Below are 22,362 nucleotides of genomic sequence, written 5' to 3'. Positions count from 1 at the left end.
CAGATGCTGCAGGCACGCGGACTCGGTCCGCCGACGAGAGGACCGGGCGTGGAAGAGATCCCCGCAGGCCTGACGGTCCACTCCCTTTACCAACCCGTCGTCGACCTCTCGACGCGCGCGCTGGTCGGCTACGAGGCCCTCGCCCGCGGCCCCGTCGGCACACCCTGGGAGTCACCCGCCGCACTGTTCGAGTCGGCGCGTGCGCACGGGACCGTCGGTCAGCTGGACTGGATGTGCCGAGTCAGTGCGCTCCGGGGGGCGCTGGAGGCCAATCTGCCGACCGGGTTGCAGTTGTTCGTCAACATGGAACCCAGCGCGATGAACCTCGCGCCTCCCGCGGGGGTGGCCGCTCTGCTCGCCGAGGCGTCGCGACTGTCGGTGGTCGTGGAGATCACCGAACGTGACCTGCTCGCCGACCCCGCATCGCTGCTCGAGGCAGTGGAACGAGTGCGCGACCGACGGTGGCTCGTGGCGGTGGACGACGTGGGAGCCGAGACGGCGAGCCTGGCCCTCCTGCCGTTCCTGCGGCCCGACATCATCAAGCTGGACATGACGTTCACCCAGCAGCGGGCGACGGCGGACACCGCGCGGGTGCTCGCGGCGGTCTCGGCGGAGTCCGACCGCACGGGCGCGGTGGTCCTCGCCGAGGGCATCGAGACCGAGGAACACCTGCATCTCGCGCGTGAGATGGGCGCTGCTCTCGGCCAGGGCTGGCTCTTCGGCACGCCCGCTCCGTTGCCGCGCCGTGAGCCACACGCCGGCCCGACCGCCGCCGACCTGCCGTCGGACTCCCCCTTCGCCGTCGGGCTCACCCACCGCATGCCGTCCGCGCCGACGCCCTTCGCACTCGCCGCGGCCACCGGTGGCATCCGCCGCGGGCGTCTGTCCCTGCTCTCCACGATCATCGACCAGTTCGCGCTCCACGCGGCGGCCACCGGACCGTCGACCATCGTGCTGGCCACGGTTCCGCACTCGTTCGAGGTGTCCGCCGAGCAGATGCATCAGGCCGCGCACCTCGCCGCGTCCGGGACGCTCGTCGCCCTGTTCGGACGAGGCGGCGCCGCGACCACACCGCCGGTGCCCGGCCTGCACACCATGAGGCTGCCCGCCGCGGACCCGCTGTTGCGGGAACTGTCGGTGATCGTCGTGAGCCCGCACTTCACCGCCGCCGTCATCGGAGCCGAAACGGACGGCGACGGATCGACCGAGTCGGACCCGGTGTTCGACTACCGCCTGACGTACGACCGCGAACTGGTGCTCGACGCGGCCACCCTGTTGCTCCGCCGCACCACGCCCGTACCGACCGAACCCGGATCGGGTCCGCTGCCCGTCTTCGGACCCCAGCGACCGCCGCGCATGTTCGGACACGGTCGAAACGGGTAGTCGGACGAGGTGACCGCGATGCTGAACGACACCCCGACCTCCTCGACCCCGGCTACCGCAGCCGCGCTGCCGACGGCGCGTGGGCCGCTGTCCTCCGCCGTCCTGTCCGCACTCGTGCAGTCCCCGTCGGACGCGGGCAGCGTCGTCGTCCCCGTCACGGACGCCGATCCCTACGGCGACGACCTTCATCTCGCGTTGTACCTCTGTTACGAACTGCACTACCGCGGGCTCCCCGGTGTGGACGACGCCTGGGAGTGGAATCCCGACCTCCTGCGTCTGCGTGCCGAGATGGAGAGCGCCTTCCTCGCCGACGTCCGTGCGCACGTGACGGTGGGCGGCTCGGCGGCCGACGAGATGGACCTGTTGTCGACGGAGCACGTCGACGGGTCCGGCCCGTCCTTCCACCTCCGAGACACCGGCACCGCCGAGCAGATGCGGGAGTACCTCGCGCACCGGTCGCTGTACCACCTCAAGGAGGCCGACCCCCACGCGTGGACGATCCCGCGGCTGCAGGGTCAGGCCAAGGCCTCCTACGTCGCCGTTGAGTTCGACGAATTCGGCGGCGGGCGCGGAAGCCGGATGCACCAGAACCTCTTTCGCGACCTCCTGGCAGCGGCGGGACTCGACGCGACCTACCTCGGTTACCTCGACCGGGTGGGTGCACCGACCCTCGCACCGGTCAACCTGATGTCGATGTTCGGTCTGCACCGATCGCTGCGGGGTGCCGCCGTCGGACACCTCGCCGCGACCGAGATCACCTCCTCACCCGGATCGCAGCGGCTGGTGAAAGCGTTGCAGCGGTTGGAGTTCCCGGCCGAGTGTGTCGCGTTCTACGCCGAGCACGTCGAGGCGGACGCGGTGCACGAGCAGGTCATGCGACACGACGTGGTGGGCGACCTCATCGCGCGCGAACCGGAACTCGAGGCGGACGTCGTCTTCGGGATGCGCGCCATCGACCATGTCGAGAACGTCCTGGCGGACCATCTCATGGACGCGTGGAGCAACGGCCGGGAGTCGCTGCGCCCCGCGTCGTGATCCGCGACCGGAACCGGACTCTCCGTACACTGGGACCATGGAACCTCTGCTCCTGATCATCGTCGTCGTGGCTCTGGTCGTCGGCGTCGTCGTCGTGTCCCAGCGCAGGTCCGGCCGACGGAGTCTCGAGTCGCTCGACGACGCCAAGGCCGACGCGCGTCAGGCCATCGAGCGCCTCGGCGGCCAGGTGTACAACCTGGTCGGCTCGGACACTGCCTCCAAGCAGGCTCTGGCCGACGCGTCCGAGCGCTACACGGCCGCGGGCTCACAGATCGATCAGGCGCAGTCCCCCACCCAGGCGCGTCTGGCCAAACAGACTGCGCTGGAAGGGCTCTACTACATCCGCGCTGCCCGGCTGGCGATGGGCATGGACCCCGGCCCCGAGGTCCCCACCATCGAAGGACAGAAGTCCGCGGGCGAGGTCACCGAGGAACGCACCGTCGACTACGAGGGTCGGGCCGTGACCGCGAGCCCCGGACCGTCCGAGAAGACGCCGAACTACTACCCCGGCGGACGTGTGGCGGGTCGCCCCGTCCCTGCGGGCTGGTACTCCGAGCCGTGGTGGAAGCCCGCCCTCGTGGCCGGCGCGTGGGGCATGGGATCTATGTTCCTGTTCTCCGCGATGTTCTCCGGGATGGCCGGCGTGGGCTACGGGGCGGACAACTTCGCCAGCGGTGAGGGCGACGGGACCGACATGAGTGACGGCGGCGACATGGGCGGCGACACGGGTGACGGTGGCGGCGACATGGGCGGCGATGCCGGGGGCGACCTCGGTGGTGGCGACTTCGGCGGTGGTGGCGACTTCGGGGGCGGCGGCGACTTCGGGGGCGGCGGCGACTTCGGAGGTTTCTGACCTCCACGGGCGCCGGTCCGCACACCCCCCGGTGCCGTGCACCCCGTCCAGTCAGCGGAACCGGGTGCGCGCCCCCCGGAACTCGTGCGGACGGATCAGTGCTCGACCGACCTCACGTCGCCTGACACGTCGGGCACCAGAAGAGGTTGCGGCCCTTCATGTCCGCGGTGAGAATCGTCGTGCCGCAGATCAGGCACGGCTGGCCGTTCCTCTTGTAGACGTAGGAACGCGGGCGTCCCGGTCCTCGCGACCCGGTGCCCGAGTCGTGTTCCTTGTCCAGCGTGATGATGCGCCCGCGTCGCACGCCCACCTTCATCAGCTCGACGAGATCCGTCCACATCTCGTCCCACTCCTCGTGGTCGAGGTGCTTGCCCGTGCGGAACGGGCTCACGCGGTGCCGGAACAGCAGCTCGGCCCGGTAGACGTTGCCGATGCCGGCGATGACGTCCTGCTCCATCAGCAACGCGCCGACCGCCATGGCCGACTTGTGGATCCGGTGGAACGCCTTCTCCGGGTCGGACTCCTTGCGCAGCGGATCGGGACCCAGGCGCGCCACCAGCGCGTCGACCTGAGTGTCGTCGAAGATCTCGCAGCGGGTGGGGCCGCGCAGATCGGTGCCGTACTCCTCCCCCACCATGCGCATCCGCACCTGGCCGACGGGCTCCTTCATGGGAACGGACTGCTCGCCGAACTTTCCGTACAGCCCGAGGTGGACGTGGACGATCGCCCCGTTGTCGTACCGGTGGAGCAGATGCTTGCCCCAGGCGTCGGCGCGCTTCAGGACATGCCCGGAGACCCACTCGGCACCGTCGACGAAACGTCCCTGCGGACTGGACACCTCGATGACCTGGCCGCCGAAACGCTTCTGGTGCAGTCGCGCCAGACGATGGAGAGTGTGCCCCTCGGGCATGGGTGGTACCTGACTACTCGGGCTGTGGTGCGGACCCTCTTATTCGGAGCCGCCGTCGGCCGAGGGTGCACCGGGAACGGCCGGCGCGTCGCCGGTGCGCTCGTACTCGGACAGGATGTCGATGCGGCGCTGGTGGCGCTCCTCGCCCGACCACGGGGTCTCGAGGAACGCGTCCACGATCGCGAGCGCCTCGGGCAGCGTGTGCATGCGGCCGCCGATGCCGATCAGCTGCGCCTTGTTGTGCTGACGCGCGAGCTGGGCCGTCTCGACGCTCCAGGCGAGAGCGCACCGCGCGCCAGGGACCTTGTTGGCCGCGATCTGCTCACCGTTGCCGGAGCCACCGAGCACCAGTCCGAGGCTCTCCGGGTCAGCGACCGTGCGGCGAGCCGCCTCGATGCAGAACGCCGGGTAGTCGTCCACCGCGTCGTACGTGAACGCACCGCAGTCGATCGGCTCGTGTCCCGATTCCCGCAGGTGGTCGATGATCTGATTCTTGAACTCGAAGCCGGCGTGATCGGCACCCAGGTATACGCGCATGGCTAGAGTTTGACAGGTGCCCCCCTCCGCCCCGACGCCACCGTGCGGGTGGGGCCCCGTCGCCGGGGTGGATGGCGCCGCGGGCCGGTGGGTGGTGGCTCGCCTCCACGAGGGACGAGTGTCGTTGACCCTGGTCGACACCGTCGCGGCCGTCCTGGACACCACCCGGGACTGCGCGGCCGTCGGGGTCGACATGCCGCTGACCGTTCCCGACGCCGGAGTGCGGGCGAGCGAACTCCAGGTTCGGACGTTCCTGGGCCCGGCGCGATCGTCGCTCTTCCCCACGCCGGTACGCGACGCGGTGTGGGCGGCCTCCTGGGAGGACGCCTGCGTGATCGCCCGCGCCCGCACGGGCAAGGCCATCAGCAAGCAGTCCTGGTACCTCACCGACCACATCCGGGCCTGGGACGCGGCCGACCCCGACATCGCGCGGGTGATCGAGGTGCACCCGGAATCGTCGTTCCGGGCACTCGCCCCCGCCACCCGCTTCACGTCGAAGAAACGAGCCCGCGGCATCGCGCAACGGCTGCAAGCACTCTCGGTGGTGGTGGACGTGCCGGCGCTGCTGGAGGCCACGAGTGCGATCGAGGACGGGCCCGCGATGGACGACGTGCTCGACGCGGTGGCGGCCGCCTGGTCCGCGCGTCGCTGGCTCGGTGGCGAGGCACTGGAGTTCGGGGACGGCACTCGCGATCGCCGCGGCCGTCCCGACCTCATCGTGGTCTGACGCACCCCGCCGGAATCACCGACGGGGTGCGCGGTCGACTCAGTCGAACTGCGGGTCCTCGTTGCGAGAACGCTTGAGCTCGAAGAAGTGCGGGTACGACGCGAAGATCACCGACGCGTCCCACAGCTTGCCGGCCTCCTCGCCGCGCGGGATCCTCGACAGCACGGGACCGAAGAAGGCGACACCGTTGACGTGGATGGTCGGCGTGCCGACGTCCTTGCCCACCTTGTCCATTCCCGCGTGGTGGCTCTTGCGCAGCGCGTCGTCGAACTCACTGCTCGCGGCGGCCTCGGCCAACGAGGCCGGGAGGTCCAGTGCAGCGAGCGACTTCTGGATCACGTCCGGGAAGTCCTTGTTGCCCTCGTTGTGGATTCGCGTCCCCATCTCGGTGTAGAGCGGCGCGAGGATCTCGTCGCCCTTCTCCTGCGCGGCCGCGATCGCGACGCGGACGGGACCCCACGCCTTCTTCATCATGTCCTGGTACTCGTCGGGAAGATCGCGTCCCTCGTTGAGGACCGCCAGGCTCATGACGTGGAAGTTCGTCTCGATGTCGCGAACCTTCGCCACCTCGAGAATCCAGCGCGAGGTGATCCAGCACCACGGGCAGAGCGGGTCGAACCAGAAATCTGCCACGTCCTTGCTATCGCTCACGTCGGTCCTTTCGTCGTCGGGTAGTGCTCGGTGTTCGGCTGGTCTGCGGAGCGTCCCGCACAGTGGGCCGGTGACACGAACTCTGCACACCTGTTCTACCCGCCCGCGGCGACCGGCGTCATGATGGGATGGACACAGCCGCGACCGCAGTTCGGCGGTGGCAGAAGAAATCGACAGAAAGGGTGCACGTGGTTGCCCCCAATTTGACCAGGGACCAGGCAGAGGAACGGTCCTCGCTGCTCACGGTCACGCACTACTCCATCACTCTCGACCTGACGGACGGAGCCGGTGGCCCGGGCGAGAAGACCTTCTCCTCGACCACCACCGTCACCTTCGACGCGACTGCCGGAGCCTCCAGTGTCGTCGACATCGTCGCCGCCTCGGTGAGCTCCGCGACGCTCAACGGAACCGACGTCGACGTCTCCTCCTACGACGAGTCGACGGGCATCGCGCTCACCGACCTCGCGGAGCACAACGAGCTCACCGTGGTCGCGGAATGCGTCTACTCCCATACCGGTGAGGGCCTGCACCGCTTCGTCGATCCGTCGGACGGCTCCGTCTACCTGTACAGCCAGTTCGAGACCGCGGACGCCAAGCGCATGTTCGCGTGCTTCGACCAGCCGGATCTCAAAGCGACCTTCGACGTGACGGTGACGGCACCGAAGGACTGGGCCGTCATCTCCAACGCGGCTGCCGCGGAGACCTCCGAGGCGTCCGGTGCCACGACGCACGTGTTCGAGACGACTCCTGTGATGAGCACCTACCTCGTCGCGCTCATCGCCGGCCCGTACGCGCAGTGGACCGATTCCTACTCGGACGACCACGGCACCATTCCGCTCGGAATCTACTGCCGCGCATCGCTGTCGGAGTACATGGACGCCGATCGCCTCTTCACCGAGACCAAGCAGGGCTTCGAGTTCTACCACCGTAACTTCGGTGTCCCGTACGCCTTCGGCAAGTACGACCAGCTGTTCGTGCCCGAGTTCAACGCGGGCGCCATGGAGAACGCCGGCGCGGTGACCTTCCTGGAGGACTACGTCTTCCGGTCCAAGGTGACGCGCTACTCCTACGAGCGCCGCGCCGAGACCGTGCTGCACGAGATGGCCCACATGTGGTTCGGCGATCTCGTGACCATGCGGTGGTGGGACGACCTGTGGCTCAACGAGTCCTTCGCCACGTTCGCGTCGGTGCTCTGCCAGTCGGAGGCCACCGAGTACACCAGCGCGTGGACCACGTTCGCGAACGTCGAGAAGAGCTGGGCCTACCGCCAGGACCAGTTGCCGTCGACGCACCCCATCGCCGCGGACATTCCCGATCTCGCCGCAGTCGAGGTCAACTTCGACGGCATCACCTATGCCAAGGGCGCCAGCGTCCTCAAGCAGCTCGTCGCCTACGTCGGGCTCGAGGACTTCCTCGCGGGCCTGCGCAGCTACTTCCGCGACCACGCCTTCGGCAACGCGACCTTCTCGGATCTGCTGTCGGCTCTCGAGGCCTCGTCCGGTCGCGACCTGTCGGACTGGGGTGATCAGTGGCTGCGCACCACCGGCCTGAACACCCTGACACCGGAATTCGAGATCGACGACGACGGCAACTACTCGTCCTTCTCCGTCGTGCAGGGGGCCGCGGCACCCGGCAAGGGTGAGCGCCGCGTGCACCGCATCGCCGTCGGCATCTACGACGGTGACGACTCCGGCGCGCTCACTCGCACCCAGCGGGTCGAGCTCGACGTCGAGCCGCAGGAGCGCACCGAGGTTCCCGCGCTGGTGGGCACGCCCGCCGGTCGGTTGGTGCTCGTCAACGACGACGACCTGACGTACTGCTCGCTGCAGCTGGATCCGACCTCGCTCGAGACGCTCATCGCGCGCATCGGCGACATCACCGAGTCGCTCCCCCGCACCCTGGCGTGGTCGGCGGCGTGGGAGATGACCCGGCAGGCCGATCTGAAGGCACGCGACTTCGTCGCACTGGTGCAGCGCGGCATCACCTCCGAGACCGAGGTCGGAGTCGTGCAGCGGCTCCTGCTGCAGGCGCAGACCGCGCTCGGCAGCTATGCCGAGCCGGGGTGGGCGCAGTCCACGGGATGGCCCGAGTTCGCCGACCGTCTCCTCGAGCTGGCGCGCGCGGCCGACGGTGGGTCGGATCATCAGCTGGCCTACGTCAACGCGCTGGCCTCGTCCGTGCTGGCCGAGCGCCACACGACAGCGCTGCAGGCGCTGCTCGACGGAGACGTGGACGGCCAGGATCTGGGCGGCCTCACCGTCGACACCGATCTGCGCTGGCGGTTCGTCACCGCTCTGGCTCGCAGCGGCGCGATCGACACGGGGTCCGACACACCCGTGATCGACGCCGAGGCAGAGAAGGACAACACCGCGGCCGGTGCCCGCAACGCGGCGGCGGCGCGAGCTGCCCGCCCGCAGGCCTCGGTCAAGGAGGAGGCGTGGACCACGGTCATCGACAACGACTCCCTACCCAACATCACCGCACGTGCCATCATCGGCGCGTTTCCCGGTGCGGGCCAGGGAGAGTTGTTGGAGCCGTTCGTCTCCCGCTACTTCGACGCCATCTCCGATGTCTGGGCACGTCGTTCCAGCGAGGTCGCGCAGACCGTCGTCGTCGGTCTGTACCCGACCTGGTCCATCACTGAGCAGTCGGTGGCGGCGGCGGACGAGTTCCTCGCGGGCGACCACCCGCCGGCCCTCGCGCGCCTCGTCGTCGAGGGTCGCGCGTCCGTGGTGCGGTCACTCGCCGCCCGAGCGGCGGACGGTGCCTGACCGCACCTGACTCGCGCACGGACAAGGGCCCATCATCCTCGCGGATGATGGGCCCTTGTCTCTGTGCCGGGGTGGCGCCGTGTCAGGCGGACGGGCCGGTGATAGCCGCGCTCATGACGCGCACGGCGGCGACGAGGCCGTCGATCAGGTCGCCGTCACGGAAGGATCCCGTGGCCGCGGTGATACCGAGCTGCGCGATGCGGTCGTCGACGAGATGGGCGACGCCTCGACCGGAACGAACCTCGATGGCGCGCTGGTTCGGTGAGACGGCGATGAGCACCGAGTACTCGGCCTCGGGCGTTCCCGCGAGAGCGGCGTCCGCACCCGCGGCGGTGTCGGGGCCGAGGTCACCGACCAGCACGTTGAAGCGGATGCCCGTACGGCGGGTGGCCTCGATGAGCGACTCGTCGAGCTGGATCAGCTCGTCGGTCGCGAACGGGGACAGGTCGGGGTTGACGGTGCCCACCTGGTGCACACCGGAGACTCGACCGCTCGCGGTCACCACATGGCCGACGGGAAGGTTCTCCTCGTCGATCCGACGGGTCGAGAGTTCACCACTTGCCACTTGCCCGGCCTCCTACCAGCGAAGCCGAACCCGCGGTGAGTTCGGCGTGTGTCGAATGCGCAGCGTGCTGCGAGTACGGCGTCACCTCGTCCGTGGCCGACCACAGCACCGGGGCGTGGTCCCACTGCTGCCCGAGTCGGTAGGGGGCGGGACGCGGCGCGGGATCGGTCGACGTGATCTTCGCGAACACGAAGAGCGCGAGGAACAGTGCCAACGGAATCAGTCCGAAGATCAGCGCGGTTTCGAGGATGCTCACGCCCATCACCTTAGTGGACGGGTGTCAGGCCGCGCCCTCACCCAGGTACGGCAGCCAGGTGGGATCGAGTTCCTTGATGCTCGCGAGCAGTCGCCAGTGCGGACCCTTCGGCGGGACCAGCGCGGCGCGCAGGGTCCACCCCAGCTCGCTGAGCATCTTGTCCGCCTTGCGGTGATTGCAGGAAGCGCAGCACGCGACGCAATTCTCCCAGGAGTGACCGCCGCCGCGACTGCGCGGCACCACGTGGTCGATGGTCTCGGCCTTGGAACCGCAGTACGCGCACCGGAAACGGTCCCGATGCATCAGAGCCGCCCGCGTCATCGGGATGCGCGCCCGGTAGGGCACCCGCACGTACGAGCGGAGGCGGATGACCGACGGCACCTGCAGAGCGATGTCCGCCGAGTGGACGACGGGACCGTCGTCGTCGTCGTGCACCACGACGGCCTTCTCGCAGACCAGCAGGACGACGGCACGCCGCATGGGCAGCGCGGTGAGTGGTTCGAACGTGGCGTTCAGGAGGAGTACGCGCCGCTTCACCCAGGCGGGGACGGCGTCCTCGTGATCGAGGTGCCCGTCGACGTCGGCCGGATCGGAGTGATCGGTGACGGCGTGCAACGACGCGCCGCCGAAGACGACAGGGTGTTCGGACTGGGGTCGCGCCCCCGACGCGCCGCCCTGCACGGCGTCGGTGGGCGACAGTTGTCGATGCCCGGCCCGAACCTTCGCGACAGTCCCGCTCTTCTTCATGCCACCTCCAGTGACCACTGCGCGCGGCGCGACTACCACTGGTTTGCGACAGCCACCGCCCGCACGTGAAGACCAACCACAGTGCATCACGAATCGGTGCCGTTCGCACGCTCATTCGAGGTCCGGCCGACGGCCACGCGGTGAACTCCGGGTGTCCCCCCGCACGGGTGGCGGGGTGGGTGCCGAGACGGGTGGTGACAGGTGGCGTGCGCCGAGGAGATCCGTAGACTTTTCGGGTGTATTCCTTCGACCCGAACGACGTCCTCGCCCTCTCGCTCTCCGACACCGGTCGCGACTGGCTGATCCAACGCCCGCTCCAGGTTCTGGGGTACGCCCTGCTCGCCGTGGTTCTGCGTTACGTCCTGCACCGCATGATCGACCGGTTCACCAGCCGCTCACCCGGCGCGGGTCGCAGCGCTGCGGGTAAACCGCCCCTGCTGAGGCCGCTGCGCGAACGTGCCCCCGCCGGCGTCACCACCACCATCCTGAACGAGCGCCGCAACCAGCGCGCCCGCACCATCGGTTCGGTGCTCAAGTCGGCGGTCTCCGTCGGCATCCTGGTCTGGTTCGTGCTCTCCGCGCTCTCCATCGTCGGTGTGAACGTCGCCCCCTTCATCGCGTCCGCAGGCATCGTGGGTGTCGCGCTCGGTTTCGGCGCGCAGAACCTCGTCCGCGACTTCCTCTCCGGCATCTTCATGCTGCTCGAGGACCAGTACGGAGTCGGCGACATCGTCGATCTCGGCGAGGCATCGGGCACGGTCGAGACCGTGGGCCTGCGGGTCACCACGGTCCGCGACATCTCCGGGACGCTCTGGTACGTCCGCAACGGCGAGGTGCTGCGTGTCGGCAACATGAGCCAGGGTCACGCCGTCGCGGTGTTGGACCTCCCCGTCAGTCATTCCGCCGACATCGACGTCGCGTGCGAGGTGGCCGAGCGCACGGCGCGCGAGTCCATCGAGCGTGGCGAGTTCCAGGAGGACATTCTCGAGGCCCCGCAGATGCTCGGCGTCGACGCCGTCACGTCGGACACGGTGACGCTGCGCCTGACCATCAAGGTTCGACCCGGCCGACAGTGGGCCGTGCAGCGCCAGTTGCATCGTCAGATCCTCGACGCCTTCGACGAGTCCGGCATCGCGGCGCCCTACCCCAACGGGCGGCCCTTCGGACCCGCCCCGAGCATGAGCACGTGATCGTGGAGAACAATGGAGCCATGACCGAGCCGGCACAGACCTTCTACGACGCGGTCGGCGGTGCGGAGACGTTTCGCACCCTGACCGCGCGCTTCTACGCCGAGGTCGAGCGGGACGAGATTCTGCGGCGGCTGTACCCGGAGGAGGACCTGGGCCCGGCGGAGCGCCGGATGCGCATGTTCCTCGAGCAGTACTGGGGTGGTCCGCGTACCTACTCGGACGAGCGCGGCCACCCGCGTCTGCGGATGCGGCACTCGCCGTTCGTCATCGGGCCGTTCGAACGCGACGCCTGGCTGCGCGCGATGCACACGGCCCTGGCGTCGATCGACTCTGACACGATGGACGATGTGCATCGACAGCAGTTCGTCGACTACATCGAGATGGCGGCGAACTCGATGGTGAACTCGCCGCTGTAGTGCTGCGCGCTCAGCCGAGGGCGCCGGAGCGGCCCTTGCCCCGCAGCTTGCGGGCGACACGCATCGCGAACCACAGGGGACGCGGGATGTGGGGGCGCAGGATGGCGTGCTTGCGCACGTAGTGCGGCACGTGCCACTCGGCCCAAGTGCCGGCGTAGAACAGAGCGGCATCCCCGGCGCGGAGCACGCGGGGCTCGTTGCCCGCGGACTGGACGACGACCTCGCCCTCGATGACGTGGATGGTCTCGTCCTGCTCGAAGTACCAGTTGAAGGTGCCGGCGGTGCAGTCCCAGACCCACGACGACGTGGTGGTGTCCGGGCTGCAGGACCACTGACCGCTGCGCGCGACGGGAGCACCCTCGAGGATCCACGAAGGATCGATCGGAGCCGGCAGGAGCTCGACGGAGTCGAGACTCACGGCTTCGAAAACAGGAGTCGTCATGGAGGTTCCTTTACCGTCGCTTGAAGTTCCGCCTGAAAATACCCCACCAAACAAACTTTGGGTAGTTTTCACGCCGATCGTTCCGATTTTCTTGACCTCCCCATGGCATGAACGGCGGACGCGTGGTGATTCTCGTGGGAGCCGGGCAGGCCGGAGGCCGGTCGTCACGAGAGGCCGGGCAGGCCGGAGGGGTCGTGGTGACGGGCGCACCGCCCCTCGCGGCTCGGCCTTTGGCACTATTGCGCCTGTGAGCACTCCGATCGACGCGTCCGCCGGCCCGTCCCCCGCCGACGGCCCGTCCGCCCCGGCCCCCTGGTGGTCCGACGCCGTCTTCTACCAGATCTACCCCCGCTCGTTCGCGGACTCCGACGGCGACGGGATCGGTGATCTGGGTGGCATCCGGGACAAGCTCGGATACCTGGAACTGCTCGGCGTCGATGCACTCTGGCTCAGCCCGGTGATGCGGTCACCGATGGTCGACCACGGATACGACGTGTCCGATCCACGCGACATCGATCCGCTGTTCGGATCTCTCGAGACGATGGACGCCGTGGTGACGGAGGCGCACGCGCGGGGCATGAAGGTCACGATGGACCTGGTCCCGAACCACACCAGCGATCAGCACGAATGGTTCCAGGCCGCTCTGGCCGCGGCGCCCGGGAGCCCGGAGCGGGCCCGCTACGTGTTCCGGGACGGCAAGGGCGACGGCTCCGAGCCGCCGAACAATTGGCCCAGCATCTTCGGCGGTCCCGCGTGGCACCGCGTCACCGAGTCGGACGGCACACCCGGTCAGTGGTACCTCCACATCTTCGCGCCCGAGCAGCCGGATCTGAACTGGACCGAACCCGAGGTGCTCGCCGATCTGGAGGCGACGATCCGGTTCTGGCTCGACCGCGGTGTCGACGGGTTCCGCATCGACGTGGCCCACGGCATGGCCAAGCCGGCGGATCTCCCGGACATGGATCTGTCCGTGAACGAGCTGATGCGCAACGAGGACGGGGACCCCCGTTTCGACGACGACGGGGTGCACGAGATCCACCGCGCCATCCGCCGGGTCGTGGACGAGCACGACGGCGCGATGACGGTCGGCGAGGTGTGGGTCCAGGACAACGAACGCTTCAGTCGCTACATCCGTCCCGACGAGCTCACCCTGGGCTTCAACTTCCGGCTGGCCGAGTCCGCGTTCGACGCCTCGGCCATCAGGGATGCCGTCGACAACTCGCTCGACGCGGTCGACCGTGTCGGCGGCACGCCGACGTGGACCCTGTCCAACCACGACGTCGACCGCGAGGTCACCCGGTACGGCGGAGGTGAGCAGGGTCTGCAGCGCGCACGCGCGATGGCCCTGGTCCTGCTGGCGCTCCCCGGTGTCGTGTTCGTCTACAACGGCTCCGAGCTCGGGCTGCCCAACGCGGACCTCCCCGACTCCGCTCTGCAGGATCCCGCCTGGTTCCGATCCGGCGGCCAGGAACGCGGACGAGACGCGTGCCGCGTCCCGCTGCCGTGGGAGGGCACCGAGCCGCCGTTCGGATTCTCGACGGCGCGGGAGACCTGGTTGCCGATTCCCGCCGAGTGGGCCCCGCTGACCGTGGAGAGCCAACTCGAGGACGTGGACTCCATGCTGAGCCTCTATCGGACGGCGTTGAGCCTGCGGGCCGCGCGGCCGGAGTTCAGCGAGCCCGGAGTCGAGTGGTACGGGAGCCCTCCCGGGTGTCTGGCGTTCCGGCGCCGCGGCGGCGTCATCTGCGCTCTGAACACCACGTCCGAGCCCATCACCCTGCCGCCGGGAGCGCTGCTGCTCGCCAGCGCACCGCTGCAGGACGAGCTGCTTCCGGCCGACGCGGCGGCCTGGCTCGTCTGAACGAGTCGCGGTGCGGGTCGGTCAGGACACCATGAGCGGGATCGTGGCGCCCCGGCTGCGGAACACCGATCCGTAGCGGGCGTCGAGCCGGATCCACGACCGAGCGATTCGCACCCGGACGCGCGCGTCGTCCGCACTCCGCAACGAGTCGGACACCGTGGGCACGAACTTCATGGCGTTGAGCGCGAAGATCATGCGCATCGACACGGGCACCGCCTCGCCGTCGGCCTCGACGGTCACCACGTCCTGATCGAGCAGCGACACGGGCGGGCCGTGATCGGTTCCGTGTTCGCGGGCCAGGGCGACACCACGCTCGGCCAGCTCCACGAACACCGGACCGGGGACGTCGTCCACATGGGTCCACCCGACGTCCGGCGGCACCGGGCCGCGCCAGGCGGAGTCCATGCCGAAGCCGGGATCGAACGGTGCAGGTCCGGCGGATCGCATCGCCGAGAGGAGCCCGTCCGCGGCCACGGTGACGTCCGACGGCAGCACCCGGGCGCGGATCACGCGGGCGGCGAGGACGTCGAATCCGGTCTCGATCCACGCGACCACGTGACTGTCACCGCGGCGCCGGAGGCGCACCACCGCGCCCGGGTCGAGTCGCGCGGCGTGGGTCAGAAAGGTCGACAGATCGTCCCGGTCCCGCGCGTCCGGGACGGTCACCGACCGCTCGGCCAGTGCACCCGTCACGGCCGCTGCCAGCGCTGCAGGTACTCGCGCTCGTCGCCGGACAGCCGGCGCAGGCGCTGGGTGTCGATGTCGAAGGCAGCGATCTGCGTCGACGCCACGATGGCCGGCGGAGTACTCATCGGTGCGCCGTGCGGGCGCACCTCGTATCCCGCCGTGAAGTCGACGGCCCGCAACTGCTCCACCCACATGAACACGTCGAGAGGCGTGTCCTCGTGGCGCAACTGGCCGCGGTAGCGCACGTGCAGGTCGGCGATCACCGCACTGTTCCGCAGGGTCGCGGTGGGGACACCGTCGGCCATGAGCCACGGGATGCGGGCCTCCTCCAGCAGCGTCACCATGCGTGCGTGGTTGATGTGCTGGTACACGTCCATGTCCGACCAGCGCACCTCGACGGGGCAATGGAAGCCGATGAGCTCGTCGTCTGTCACGCCCCCAACCTATCCGGCCCGGCGCGGCGCCGGGCCGGGCACGTCCGTCCCCCGGGCGTGGTCAACGCGAGACGTCGGTCCGCGCACCCGCTCCTCGCACCATGCTGCGGATCTGCCGCGCCGCCACCGAGAGCGTCGCCAGATCCAGCGTTCCGGACTCGCCGATCTCCGTCAGGGCCGCTCGGGCACGAGCGAGCCGGGAGGCATTGGTGGACTCCCAGTCGGCGATCATCTCGTCCGCCGTCTCCCCCGGTTCGCCGCCGCCCGTCACGTCGAGCGTGAGGGCACGCAGCGACGAGTACAGGTCGTCCCGCAACGCCAACCGCGCCAGGGAGTGCCAGCGGTCGCCGCGTTCGAGCGTGGACACCGCAGACAGCAGCCAGTCGATGCCGAGGTGCTCGCTGAGGGCGTAGTAGAGGCTCGCCATCACCTCGTCGTCCTCGTTCGCGATGTCCGCCGTCTCGATGACGTCGAGCAGGCAGAACACGTCGAGGAGCCGGAACACTCTGTGCGCGAGCTCTTCCGGCGCGCCCTTCTCGATGGCGGACGTGGCACGGTCGAGTCCGCTGCGTGCCTGCCGACCCTTCAGCCAGGTCGGGAGCTGCGATTCCAGGATCCGCACCTTGCGCGCGAACCTCGTGATCTCGGCACCGACAGCGATGGGCTGCGGCCGGTTCGACAACAGCCAGCGGGATCCTCGGTCGAGGAGGCGACGAGACTCGAGCACCAGTTCGTCGGACGCGTCCGTGGGCATGTCGGCCGCGGCGATCGCGGCCCAGATGTCGTGCAGACCGAAGATCTCGCTCGTCGCCGCGAACGCTCGCGCCGCGTCCGTGCTCCCGACTCCCGAGTCCTCCGCGAGGCGGAAGGCGTAGGTGATGCCGCCGTGGTCGACCGTCTCGTTCGCCACCCGCGTGGCCACGATCTCCCGGCGCAGCGGATGCGCCTTGATGGCACCGGCGAAACGTTCGCGCAACGGCGTCGGGAAGTAGTCCGTCATGAGCGGGGCGAACACGTCGTTGTCCGGCAGATCCGATGCCAGCAGGTCTTCCTGCAGCGCCAACTTCACGTGAGCCATGAGAGTCGACAGCTCGGGCGAGGTGAGACCCAGGCCGTTCTGCAGGCGCCGCGAGATCTCCGACTTCGTCGGCAGCGCGTCGAGCGACCTGTCCACCCGGCCCGACGCCACCAGGTCGGCGATCAGTCGAGCGTGGACGCCCAGCAGTTCGGGGGCGTGTGCCCGTGAGACACCCAGCAGCTCGTTCTGCGCGACGTTGTCCTCGAGAACGAGGGCGCCCACCTCGTCCGTCATGGAGGCCAGCAGGGACTCCCGGTCCTCCGCGGCCAGGTCACCCGACGTCACGGTGGAATCGAGCAGGATCTTGATGTTGACCTCGTGATCGGAGCAGTCGACGCCGGCGGAGTTGTCCACGGCGTCGGTGTTGATCTTGCCGCCCGCGGCGCTGTACTCGATGCGGCCGAGCGCGGTCACCCCGAGGTTGCCGCCCTCTCCGACCACGCGCGCCCGCAGGTCCGCGCCGTTCACGCGCACCGGGTCGTTGGCCTTGTCTCCCACGTCGGCATCGCTCTCGGTGCGCGACTTCACGTAGGTGCCGATGCCGCCGTTCCACAGCAGGTCCACCGGCGCCGTGAGGATGGCGCGCATCAGTTCGGGCGGTGACAGGGCGGTGACGTCGTCCGCCAGTCCGAGAGCCGCGCGCACCTCGGCGCTGACCGGTACCGACTTCACGGTGCGTTCGTGTACTCCGCCACCCCTGCTGATCAGGGAGGTGTCGTAATCCGCCCACGACGAGCGCGGCAGTTCGAGCAGTCGCCGTCGCTCCGCGAAGGAGGCGGCCGCGTCGGGTGCGGGATCCAGGAAGATGTGCCGGTGGTCGAACGCGGCGACGATGCGGAGATGTTCACTGAGCAGCATCCCGTTGCCGAACACGTCGCCACTCATGTCACCGATACCGACCACGGTGATCTCGTCGGACTGCGTGTCGATGCCGTACTCGCGGAAGTGACGCTTCACGCTCTCCCAGGCACCCTTGGCGGTGATGCCCATCGCCTTGTGGTCGTACCCCACCGACCCGCCCGAGGCGAAGGCGTCACCGAGCCAGAAGCCGTACTCGGCGGACACCTCGTTCGCGAGATCGGAGAACGTGGCAGTGCCCTTGTCCGCCGCCACCACGAGGTACGAGTCGTCGTCGTCACGTCGCACCACGCGCTGCGGTGGGATCGCGGCGCGGGTGGCGCGGTCGAGGTTGTCGGTGACGTCCAGCAGCCCCGCGATGAACATGCGGTAGCAGGCTCTCCCCTCGGCGGTGGTCGCGGAGCGGTCGGTCGCAGCATCGCCGGTCGGAGACGGCGGCTGCTTGACGACGAAGCCGCCCTTCGCCCCCACCGGCACGATGACCGCGTTCTTGACGGCCTGCGCCTTGGCCAGTCCGAGCACCTCGGTGCGGAAGTCCTCGCGCCGATCGGACCAGCGGAGACCACCGCGCGCGACCATGCCGAAGCGCAGGTGCACGCCCTCGACGCGCGGCGAGTACACGAAGATCTCGAAACGCGGGCGCGGCTTGGGCAGCACGTCGATGCCGCGAGGGTCGAACTTCAGGGACAGGAAATCGCGCTCGCGACCCTGCTCGTCGACGACGAAGTGGTTGGTGCGCAGCGTCGCTCGCACGAGGGTGAACAGGGCACGCAGCACCCTGTCGGCGTCGAGGCTGACCACCTGATCGATCAGTTCGGCGAGCTCCGACGCGATCTCGTCGGCACGCTCCTCGGACGCCGAGGCGGGATCGAACTGCGCGTCGAACAGGTCGACGATCAGTCGAGCCGTCACCGGGTTGGCGAGGAGAACACCCTCGATGCCGGTCTGGCTGAAAGGGAAAGCGGCCTGGCGCAGGTACTTCGCGTACGCCCGCAGCACCACCGCGCGGCGCCACTCGAGACCGGCCCGCAGAACCAGTTCGTTGAAGCGGTCGGCCTCCGCGTGGCCGTTCCACACGGCAGCGAACGCGTCGGTGAATCGTCGGCTGACCACACTCGTCTGGTTCTCGGCGCCCTCGATGACCTCGGGCTCCGCGGACAGGCCGAAATCGTAGATCCAGCAGCGCGTTCCGTCCTTGCGCACCACGGCGTACGGCCGCTCGTCGACCACCTCCACACCGAGGCTCTGCAGGACGGGCAGCACCTGGCTCAGCGAGACCTCGCTGCCGGTCACGTAGAGGGAGAAACGCCAGTGACCCGCCTCGGCGTCGCGCGGGCGGTACAGGCACATGTCGATGTCGTCGCCGACGAGCGCGTCGAGTCGAGCGATGTCGACGAGCGCCCGGTCCGCGTCGAAGTCCTGCTTGTAGGCCTCGGGGAAGGCGACGGCATAGCGCGCCGCGTTGTCGGGCGACACCGACGGGTCGGCCGCGGCCGCCTCACGCAGAGCGTCGTCCCACGTGCGGGTGGCGTCGGTGATCAGGGCCCGGATGCGGTCGCGGTTGGCGTCCGTGACGTCGACGGCGTCCGCGCTCTGTCCGTCGAAGCGAACAGTGAAGTGCACCAACGCGAGTGGGCTGTCCGAGACGCGTGCCTCGTACTCGACGTCGGTACCGCCGAGCTCGTGCAGCAGGATCCTGCGGGTCTCGAGACGCAGGCGGGTGGTGTAGGAGTCGCGCGGAAGGTAGACCAGCGCCGACACGAACCGGCCGTACCCGTCGCGGCGCAGGAAGAGCAGCACCTCGCGGCGCAGGGCACTGCGCTCCACGGCCGAGATGGTGTCGAAGAGCGACCTGCTGTCCGCCGAGAAGAGTTCGGTGCGCGGGAAGGACTGGATCGACTCGAGCATGGCCTGGCCGGAGTACGACGACAGGGTGTGCCCGGCGCGCTCGATGACGGTGCGCACGCGGTCACCCACGACCGGGATGTCGAGGACGTTGCCGTGCAGTGCGGAGATGGTGAAGAGCCCCGTGAACCGGTGCTCTCCCACCGTGTTTCCCTCGTCGTCCAGATCGTGGACACCGACGAAGTAGGGGTGCACGGCGCGGTGCACCGACGTGGAGCTCGATGCGCGGGTGAGCACGAGAAGGTCCTCGCGAGCGACCACTCGGTCGATCGGCAGGTCGAAGCCCGCGACGGCGCCCGGATCGTCGGATCGCAGGATGCCCAGCGCGGACTCGGCGACGGGTTCGAGACCCGCCTCCGTCGCGGTGTACCGGCGGCTGCCGAGCACGCGGAAGTTGCCCTCGGACAACCACCGCAGCAGGCGGGCGGCGTCGTGCCGCGCCTCGGGGGTGACGGACTCGGTTCCGTCCGCGTCTCCGCGGCGTGGTCGTTCCAGACGATCGGCCAGTTCCAGCTGGCGACGCTGCATGGCCTCGGTGTCGTCGACAACGCGACGGACGTCGGCGAGCACGTCGGCCAGCGAGCTCTCGAGCGAGGCGAAGGCCTCCTCGCTCGCCGCGGGGTGCAGAGCCACGTGGATCCACGATTCGAGGATGCTGCCGTCCGCGAGATCGCCGGTCTCGACGTCGGACGGGGTGGCTCCGCCTCGGATGGAGAGGAGCGTGCCGGACTCGTCGCGCACGACGCGCAGGATCGGGTGCACCACCTCGACGACCGCGATGCCGGCTCCGGTGAGCCAGGCGGTGACCGACTCGACCAGCATCGGCATGTCGTCGGTGACGATCTGCAGGGCCACGCCGACGGTGCTGTCGGGTCCGCGGTGCAGGGCGAGAGAGGCGACGCCGGGATCACGACGCTCGGCGAGCTCGAGATGTCGGTGCACCACCGCGGTCGGGTCGGCTCCCGTGGTGGTCCGCAACACGTCCAGATCGACGTGCCCGAAGTACACCGCGCGGAGGTCGTCCGCCCGATCGAGCACCGAGTTCGGCGCCGTTGCCGCCTCGGAGTGCTCTCCCGCTGAAGTCATCGCTGTCGCCTTTCGATCACCACGAGCGGCGGATCCACCGGTCGGGGCGACGTTGTCCGTGGGGTTCGGCTCCCGACCCTAGCCTCGAGAGGCCGGGAGCCGAACACCGCGGTGACGTGGCGTGCGATGAAAATAGGTTACTTACCAGTACATTTCAGTCGCGCGTGAGCTTCCGGTGCGTCACGCGGTGCGGGCGAGCGGCGTCGGGACCGAGGCGCTCGACCTTGTTGGCCTCGTAGCCCTCGAAGTTGCCCTCGTACCAGTACCAAGCGGCCTCGTTGTCGCCGAATCCACCTTCCCACGCCAGGATGTGCGTGCACGTCCGGTCGAGGAACCACCGGTCGTGCGAGATCACGACGGCGCAGCCGGGGAACTCCTCGAGGGCGTTCTCCAGCGAACCGAGCGTCTCGACGTCCAGGTCGTTGGTGGGCTCGTCGAGCAGGATAAGGTTGCCGCCCTGCTTGAGCGTCATCGCCAGGTTGAGGCGGTTGCGCTCGCCACCGGACAGGACTCCGGCCGCCTTCTGCTGATCGTGACCCTTGAACCCGAAGGAGCTGATGTACGCCCGCGACGGGAACTCCTGCGTACCGATGGTGATGAAGTCCAGGCCGTCGGACACGGTTTCCCACACGGTCTTGGCGGGATCGATGCCGGATCGGTTCTGGTCGACGTAGCTCAGCTTGACCGTCTGACCGATCTTGACCTCGCCGCCGTCCGGCTCCTCGAGACCGACGATGGTCTTGAAGAGCGTGGTCTTTCCGACGCCGTTGGGGCCGATGACACCGACGATGCCGTTTCGCGGAAGCGTGAACGACAGGTCCTTGATCAGCACGCGGCCGTCGAAGCCTTTGTCGAGGCTCTTGACTTCGACCACGACGTCGCCGAGGCGCGGCGGGTTGGGGATCTGGATCTCGTCGAAGTCGAGCTTGCGCATCTTGTCGGCCTCGGCCGCCATCTCGTCGTAGCGATCGAGACGTGCCTTGTTCTTGGCCTGGCGAGCCTTGGCGCCGGAGCGGACCCAGGCGAGTTCGTCCTTGAGGCGCTTCTGCAGCTTCTGGTCCTTCTTGCCCTGGACCTCGAGACGCTCGGCCTTCTTCTCCAGGTAGGTGGAGTAGTTGCCCTCGTAGGGGTAGAGGCGACCACGGTCGACCTCGCAGATCCACTGCGCGACGTGATCGAGGAAGTACCGGTCGTGGGTCACGGCCAGGATGGCACCCTGGTACGCGGCCAGATGCTGCTCGAGCCAGAGAACCGACTCGGCGTCGAGGTGGTTGGTGGGCTCGTCGAGCAGCAGCAGGTCCGGCTTGCTCAGCAGCAGCTTGCACAACGCCACACGACGCTTCTCACCACCGGACAGGTGGGTCACACCCTCGTCCGGCGGCGGGCAGCGCAGTGCGTCCATGGCCTGCTCGAGCTGCGAGTCGATCTCCCACGCGTCGGCGTGGTCGAGCTTCTCCTGCAGCTCGCCCATCTCCTCCATCAGCTCGTCGGAGTAGTCGGTGGCCATCAGCTCGGCGATCTCGTTGTACCGCTTGAGTTGGACCATCGTCTCGCCGAGACCGTCCTCGACGTTCTCGCGAACCGTCTTGTTCTCGTCGAGCTCGGGCTCCTGCATGAGGATGCCGACGGTGGCGCCCTGCGCGAGGAACGCCTCACCGTTTCCGGGCTGGTCGATCCCGGCCATGATCTTGAGGATCGAAGACTTGCCGGCGCCGTTGGGGCCGACGACGCCGATCTTCGCTCCCGGCAGGAAGCTCATCGTCACGTCGTCCAGAATGACCTTGTCGCCGTGCGCCTTGCGCACCTTCTTCATGGTGTAGATGAATTCCGCCACGAGTTCCTCTCGATGTGCTCACCAGCGTGTGTGCCGGGCGGATCGCGCCGGCTGAGATGCCGACGACGGGGCCGACAACTGGGAGATGTGCTCGACGCGGAAGTCTACCGGGACCGACCGGTGCCCGTGAAACCGT

The 22,362-nt window shown here is 68.8% G+C and carries 19 protein-coding genes; 8 read left to right on the top strand and 11 right to left on the bottom strand.

Annotated elements, in window-relative coordinates; genetic code table 11:
* Window positions 1–48 precede the first annotated feature (48 nt).
* Genes HQ306_RS07490 through HQ306_RS07480 form a run of 3 tightly spaced genes read left to right on the top strand, consistent with a single transcriptional unit; the run spans window position 49 to window position 3,271 of the window.
* Window positions 49–1,383 carry an EAL domain-containing protein gene (locus tag HQ306_RS07490; protein WP_222630268.1) on the top strand — a complete coding sequence of 445 codons (1,335 nt, stop codon included), beginning with the start codon at window positions 49–51 and terminating at the stop codon, window positions 1,381–1,383.
* A gap of 18 nt (window positions 1,384–1,401) precedes the next feature.
* Window positions 1,402–2,418 (top strand): iron-containing redox enzyme family protein, encoded by a 1,017-nt coding sequence (locus HQ306_RS07485; protein WP_222630266.1) that lies wholly within the window; start codon window positions 1,402–1,404, stop codon window positions 2,416–2,418.
* A 37-nt stretch (window positions 2,419–2,455) separates the two neighbouring features.
* Window positions 2,456–3,271, top strand: coding sequence for a DUF1542 domain-containing protein (locus HQ306_RS07480; RefSeq protein ID WP_222630264.1), 816 nt, complete (start codon window positions 2,456–2,458; stop codon window positions 3,269–3,271).
* Window positions 3,272–3,383: 112 nt separating this feature from the next.
* On the opposite strand, the gene HQ306_RS07475 is transcribed toward HQ306_RS07480, so the two are convergent.
* Together HQ306_RS07475 and HQ306_RS07470 are read right to left on the bottom strand one after the other, a co-directional pair.
* Window positions 3,384–4,181 (bottom strand): Fpg/Nei family DNA glycosylase, encoded by a 798-nt coding sequence (locus HQ306_RS07475; protein ID WP_027505647.1) that lies wholly within the window; start codon window positions 4,179–4,181, stop codon window positions 3,384–3,386.
* Between the two features lie 39 nt (window positions 4,182–4,220).
* On the bottom strand, window positions 4,221–4,718 hold the full coding sequence (locus HQ306_RS07470; protein ID WP_027505646.1) for a ribose-5-phosphate isomerase: 498 nt from the start codon (window positions 4,716–4,718) through the stop codon (window positions 4,221–4,223).
* A 16-nt stretch (window positions 4,719–4,734) separates the two neighbouring features.
* Here HQ306_RS07470 and HQ306_RS07465 point away from each other — a divergent pair, with 16 nt between their 5' ends.
* Window positions 4,735–5,445: a DUF429 domain-containing protein gene (locus tag HQ306_RS07465; protein ID WP_231476312.1), complete on the top strand. Its 711-nt coding sequence runs from the start codon at window positions 4,735–4,737 to the stop codon at window positions 5,443–5,445.
* 39 nt (window positions 5,446–5,484) lie between these two features.
* On the opposite strand, the gene HQ306_RS07460 is transcribed toward HQ306_RS07465, so the two are convergent.
* Window positions 5,485–6,096 carry a DsbA family protein gene (locus HQ306_RS07460; protein ID WP_027505644.1) on the bottom strand — a complete coding sequence of 204 codons (612 nt, stop codon included), beginning with the start codon at window positions 6,094–6,096 and terminating at the stop codon, window positions 5,485–5,487.
* Between the two features lie 188 nt (window positions 6,097–6,284).
* On the opposite strand from HQ306_RS07460, the gene pepN reads away from it, so the two are divergent.
* A complete protein-coding gene (gene pepN / locus HQ306_RS07455) occupies window positions 6,285–8,867 on the top strand; it encodes an aminopeptidase N (RefSeq protein ID WP_222630261.1) in 2,583 nt (860 codons plus the stop codon).
* 82 nt (window positions 8,868–8,949) lie between these two features.
* Here pepN and HQ306_RS07450 read toward each other — a convergent pair whose 3' ends face one another.
* The 3 genes from HQ306_RS07450 to HQ306_RS07440 are packed head-to-tail and all read right to left on the bottom strand — an operon-like array spanning window position 8,950 to window position 10,435.
* Window positions 8,950–9,432 (bottom strand): DUF5130 family protein, encoded by a 483-nt coding sequence (locus HQ306_RS07450; protein ID WP_222630258.1) that lies wholly within the window; start codon window positions 9,430–9,432, stop codon window positions 8,950–8,952.
* Complete coding sequence (locus HQ306_RS07445; protein ID WP_261769336.1) at window positions 9,419–9,694, bottom strand: hypothetical protein; 276 nt, start codon at window positions 9,692–9,694, stop codon at window positions 9,419–9,421. Before HQ306_RS07445 ends, HQ306_RS07450 begins: the two co-directional genes overlap by 14 nt.
* Before the next feature lie 18 nt (window positions 9,695–9,712).
* Window positions 9,713–10,435 (bottom strand): HNH endonuclease, encoded by a 723-nt coding sequence (locus tag HQ306_RS07440; protein WP_231476311.1) that lies wholly within the window; start codon window positions 10,433–10,435, stop codon window positions 9,713–9,715.
* A gap of 236 nt (window positions 10,436–10,671) precedes the next feature.
* On the opposite strand from HQ306_RS07440, the gene HQ306_RS07435 reads away from it, so the two are divergent.
* The gene (locus tag HQ306_RS07435) at window positions 10,672–11,625 is read left to right on the top strand and encodes a mechanosensitive ion channel family protein (RefSeq protein WP_222630254.1); all 954 of its coding nucleotides are present in this window, start codon (window positions 10,672–10,674) and stop codon (window positions 11,623–11,625) included.
* 20 nt (window positions 11,626–11,645) lie between these two features.
* On the top strand, window positions 11,646–12,041 hold the full coding sequence (locus tag HQ306_RS07430) for a globin (RefSeq protein WP_222630239.1): 396 nt from the start codon (window positions 11,646–11,648) through the stop codon (window positions 12,039–12,041).
* A 10-nt stretch (window positions 12,042–12,051) separates the two neighbouring features.
* Here the strand turns inward: HQ306_RS07430 and HQ306_RS07425 are convergent, their stop codons facing one another.
* Window positions 12,052–12,483: a cupin domain-containing protein gene (locus HQ306_RS07425; RefSeq protein WP_222630235.1), complete on the bottom strand. Its 432-nt coding sequence runs from the start codon at window positions 12,481–12,483 to the stop codon at window positions 12,052–12,054.
* A gap of 247 nt (window positions 12,484–12,730) precedes the next feature.
* Here HQ306_RS07425 and HQ306_RS07420 point away from each other — a divergent pair, with 247 nt between their 5' ends.
* Complete coding sequence (locus HQ306_RS07420; protein WP_374197743.1) at window positions 12,731–14,344, top strand: alpha-amylase family glycosyl hydrolase; 1,614 nt, start codon at window positions 12,731–12,733, stop codon at window positions 14,342–14,344.
* A gap of 21 nt (window positions 14,345–14,365) precedes the next feature.
* On the opposite strand, the gene HQ306_RS07415 is transcribed toward HQ306_RS07420, so the two are convergent.
* From HQ306_RS07415 to ettA, 4 genes are all read right to left on the bottom strand, one after another.
* Window positions 14,366–15,037 (bottom strand): hypothetical protein, encoded by a 672-nt coding sequence (locus HQ306_RS07415; RefSeq protein WP_374197723.1) that lies wholly within the window; start codon window positions 15,035–15,037, stop codon window positions 14,366–14,368.
* Window positions 15,034–15,465, bottom strand: coding sequence for a thioesterase family protein (locus HQ306_RS07410; protein ID WP_027505634.1), 432 nt, complete (start codon window positions 15,463–15,465; stop codon window positions 15,034–15,036). Before HQ306_RS07410 ends, HQ306_RS07415 begins: the two co-directional genes overlap by 4 nt.
* 61 nt (window positions 15,466–15,526) lie before the next feature.
* On the bottom strand, window positions 15,527–20,392 hold the full coding sequence (locus HQ306_RS07405) for an NAD-glutamate dehydrogenase (protein ID WP_222630229.1): 4,866 nt from the start codon (window positions 20,390–20,392) through the stop codon (window positions 15,527–15,529).
* 154 nt (window positions 20,393–20,546) lie between these two features.
* Window positions 20,547–22,226 carry an energy-dependent translational throttle protein EttA gene (ettA, locus tag HQ306_RS07400; RefSeq protein ID WP_027505632.1) on the bottom strand — a complete coding sequence of 560 codons (1,680 nt, stop codon included), beginning with the start codon at window positions 22,224–22,226 and terminating at the stop codon, window positions 20,547–20,549.
* Between the last annotated feature and the right edge of the window lie 136 nt (window positions 22,227–22,362).

The organism is Rhodococcus sp. BP-160 (assembly GCF_019836205.1).
Taxonomy (GTDB): domain Bacteria; phylum Actinomycetota; class Actinomycetes; order Mycobacteriales; family Mycobacteriaceae; genus Rhodococcoides.
The sequence above is the reverse complement of the archived record's forward strand: the minus strand, read 5'-3'. Positions and strand labels throughout refer to the sequence as shown.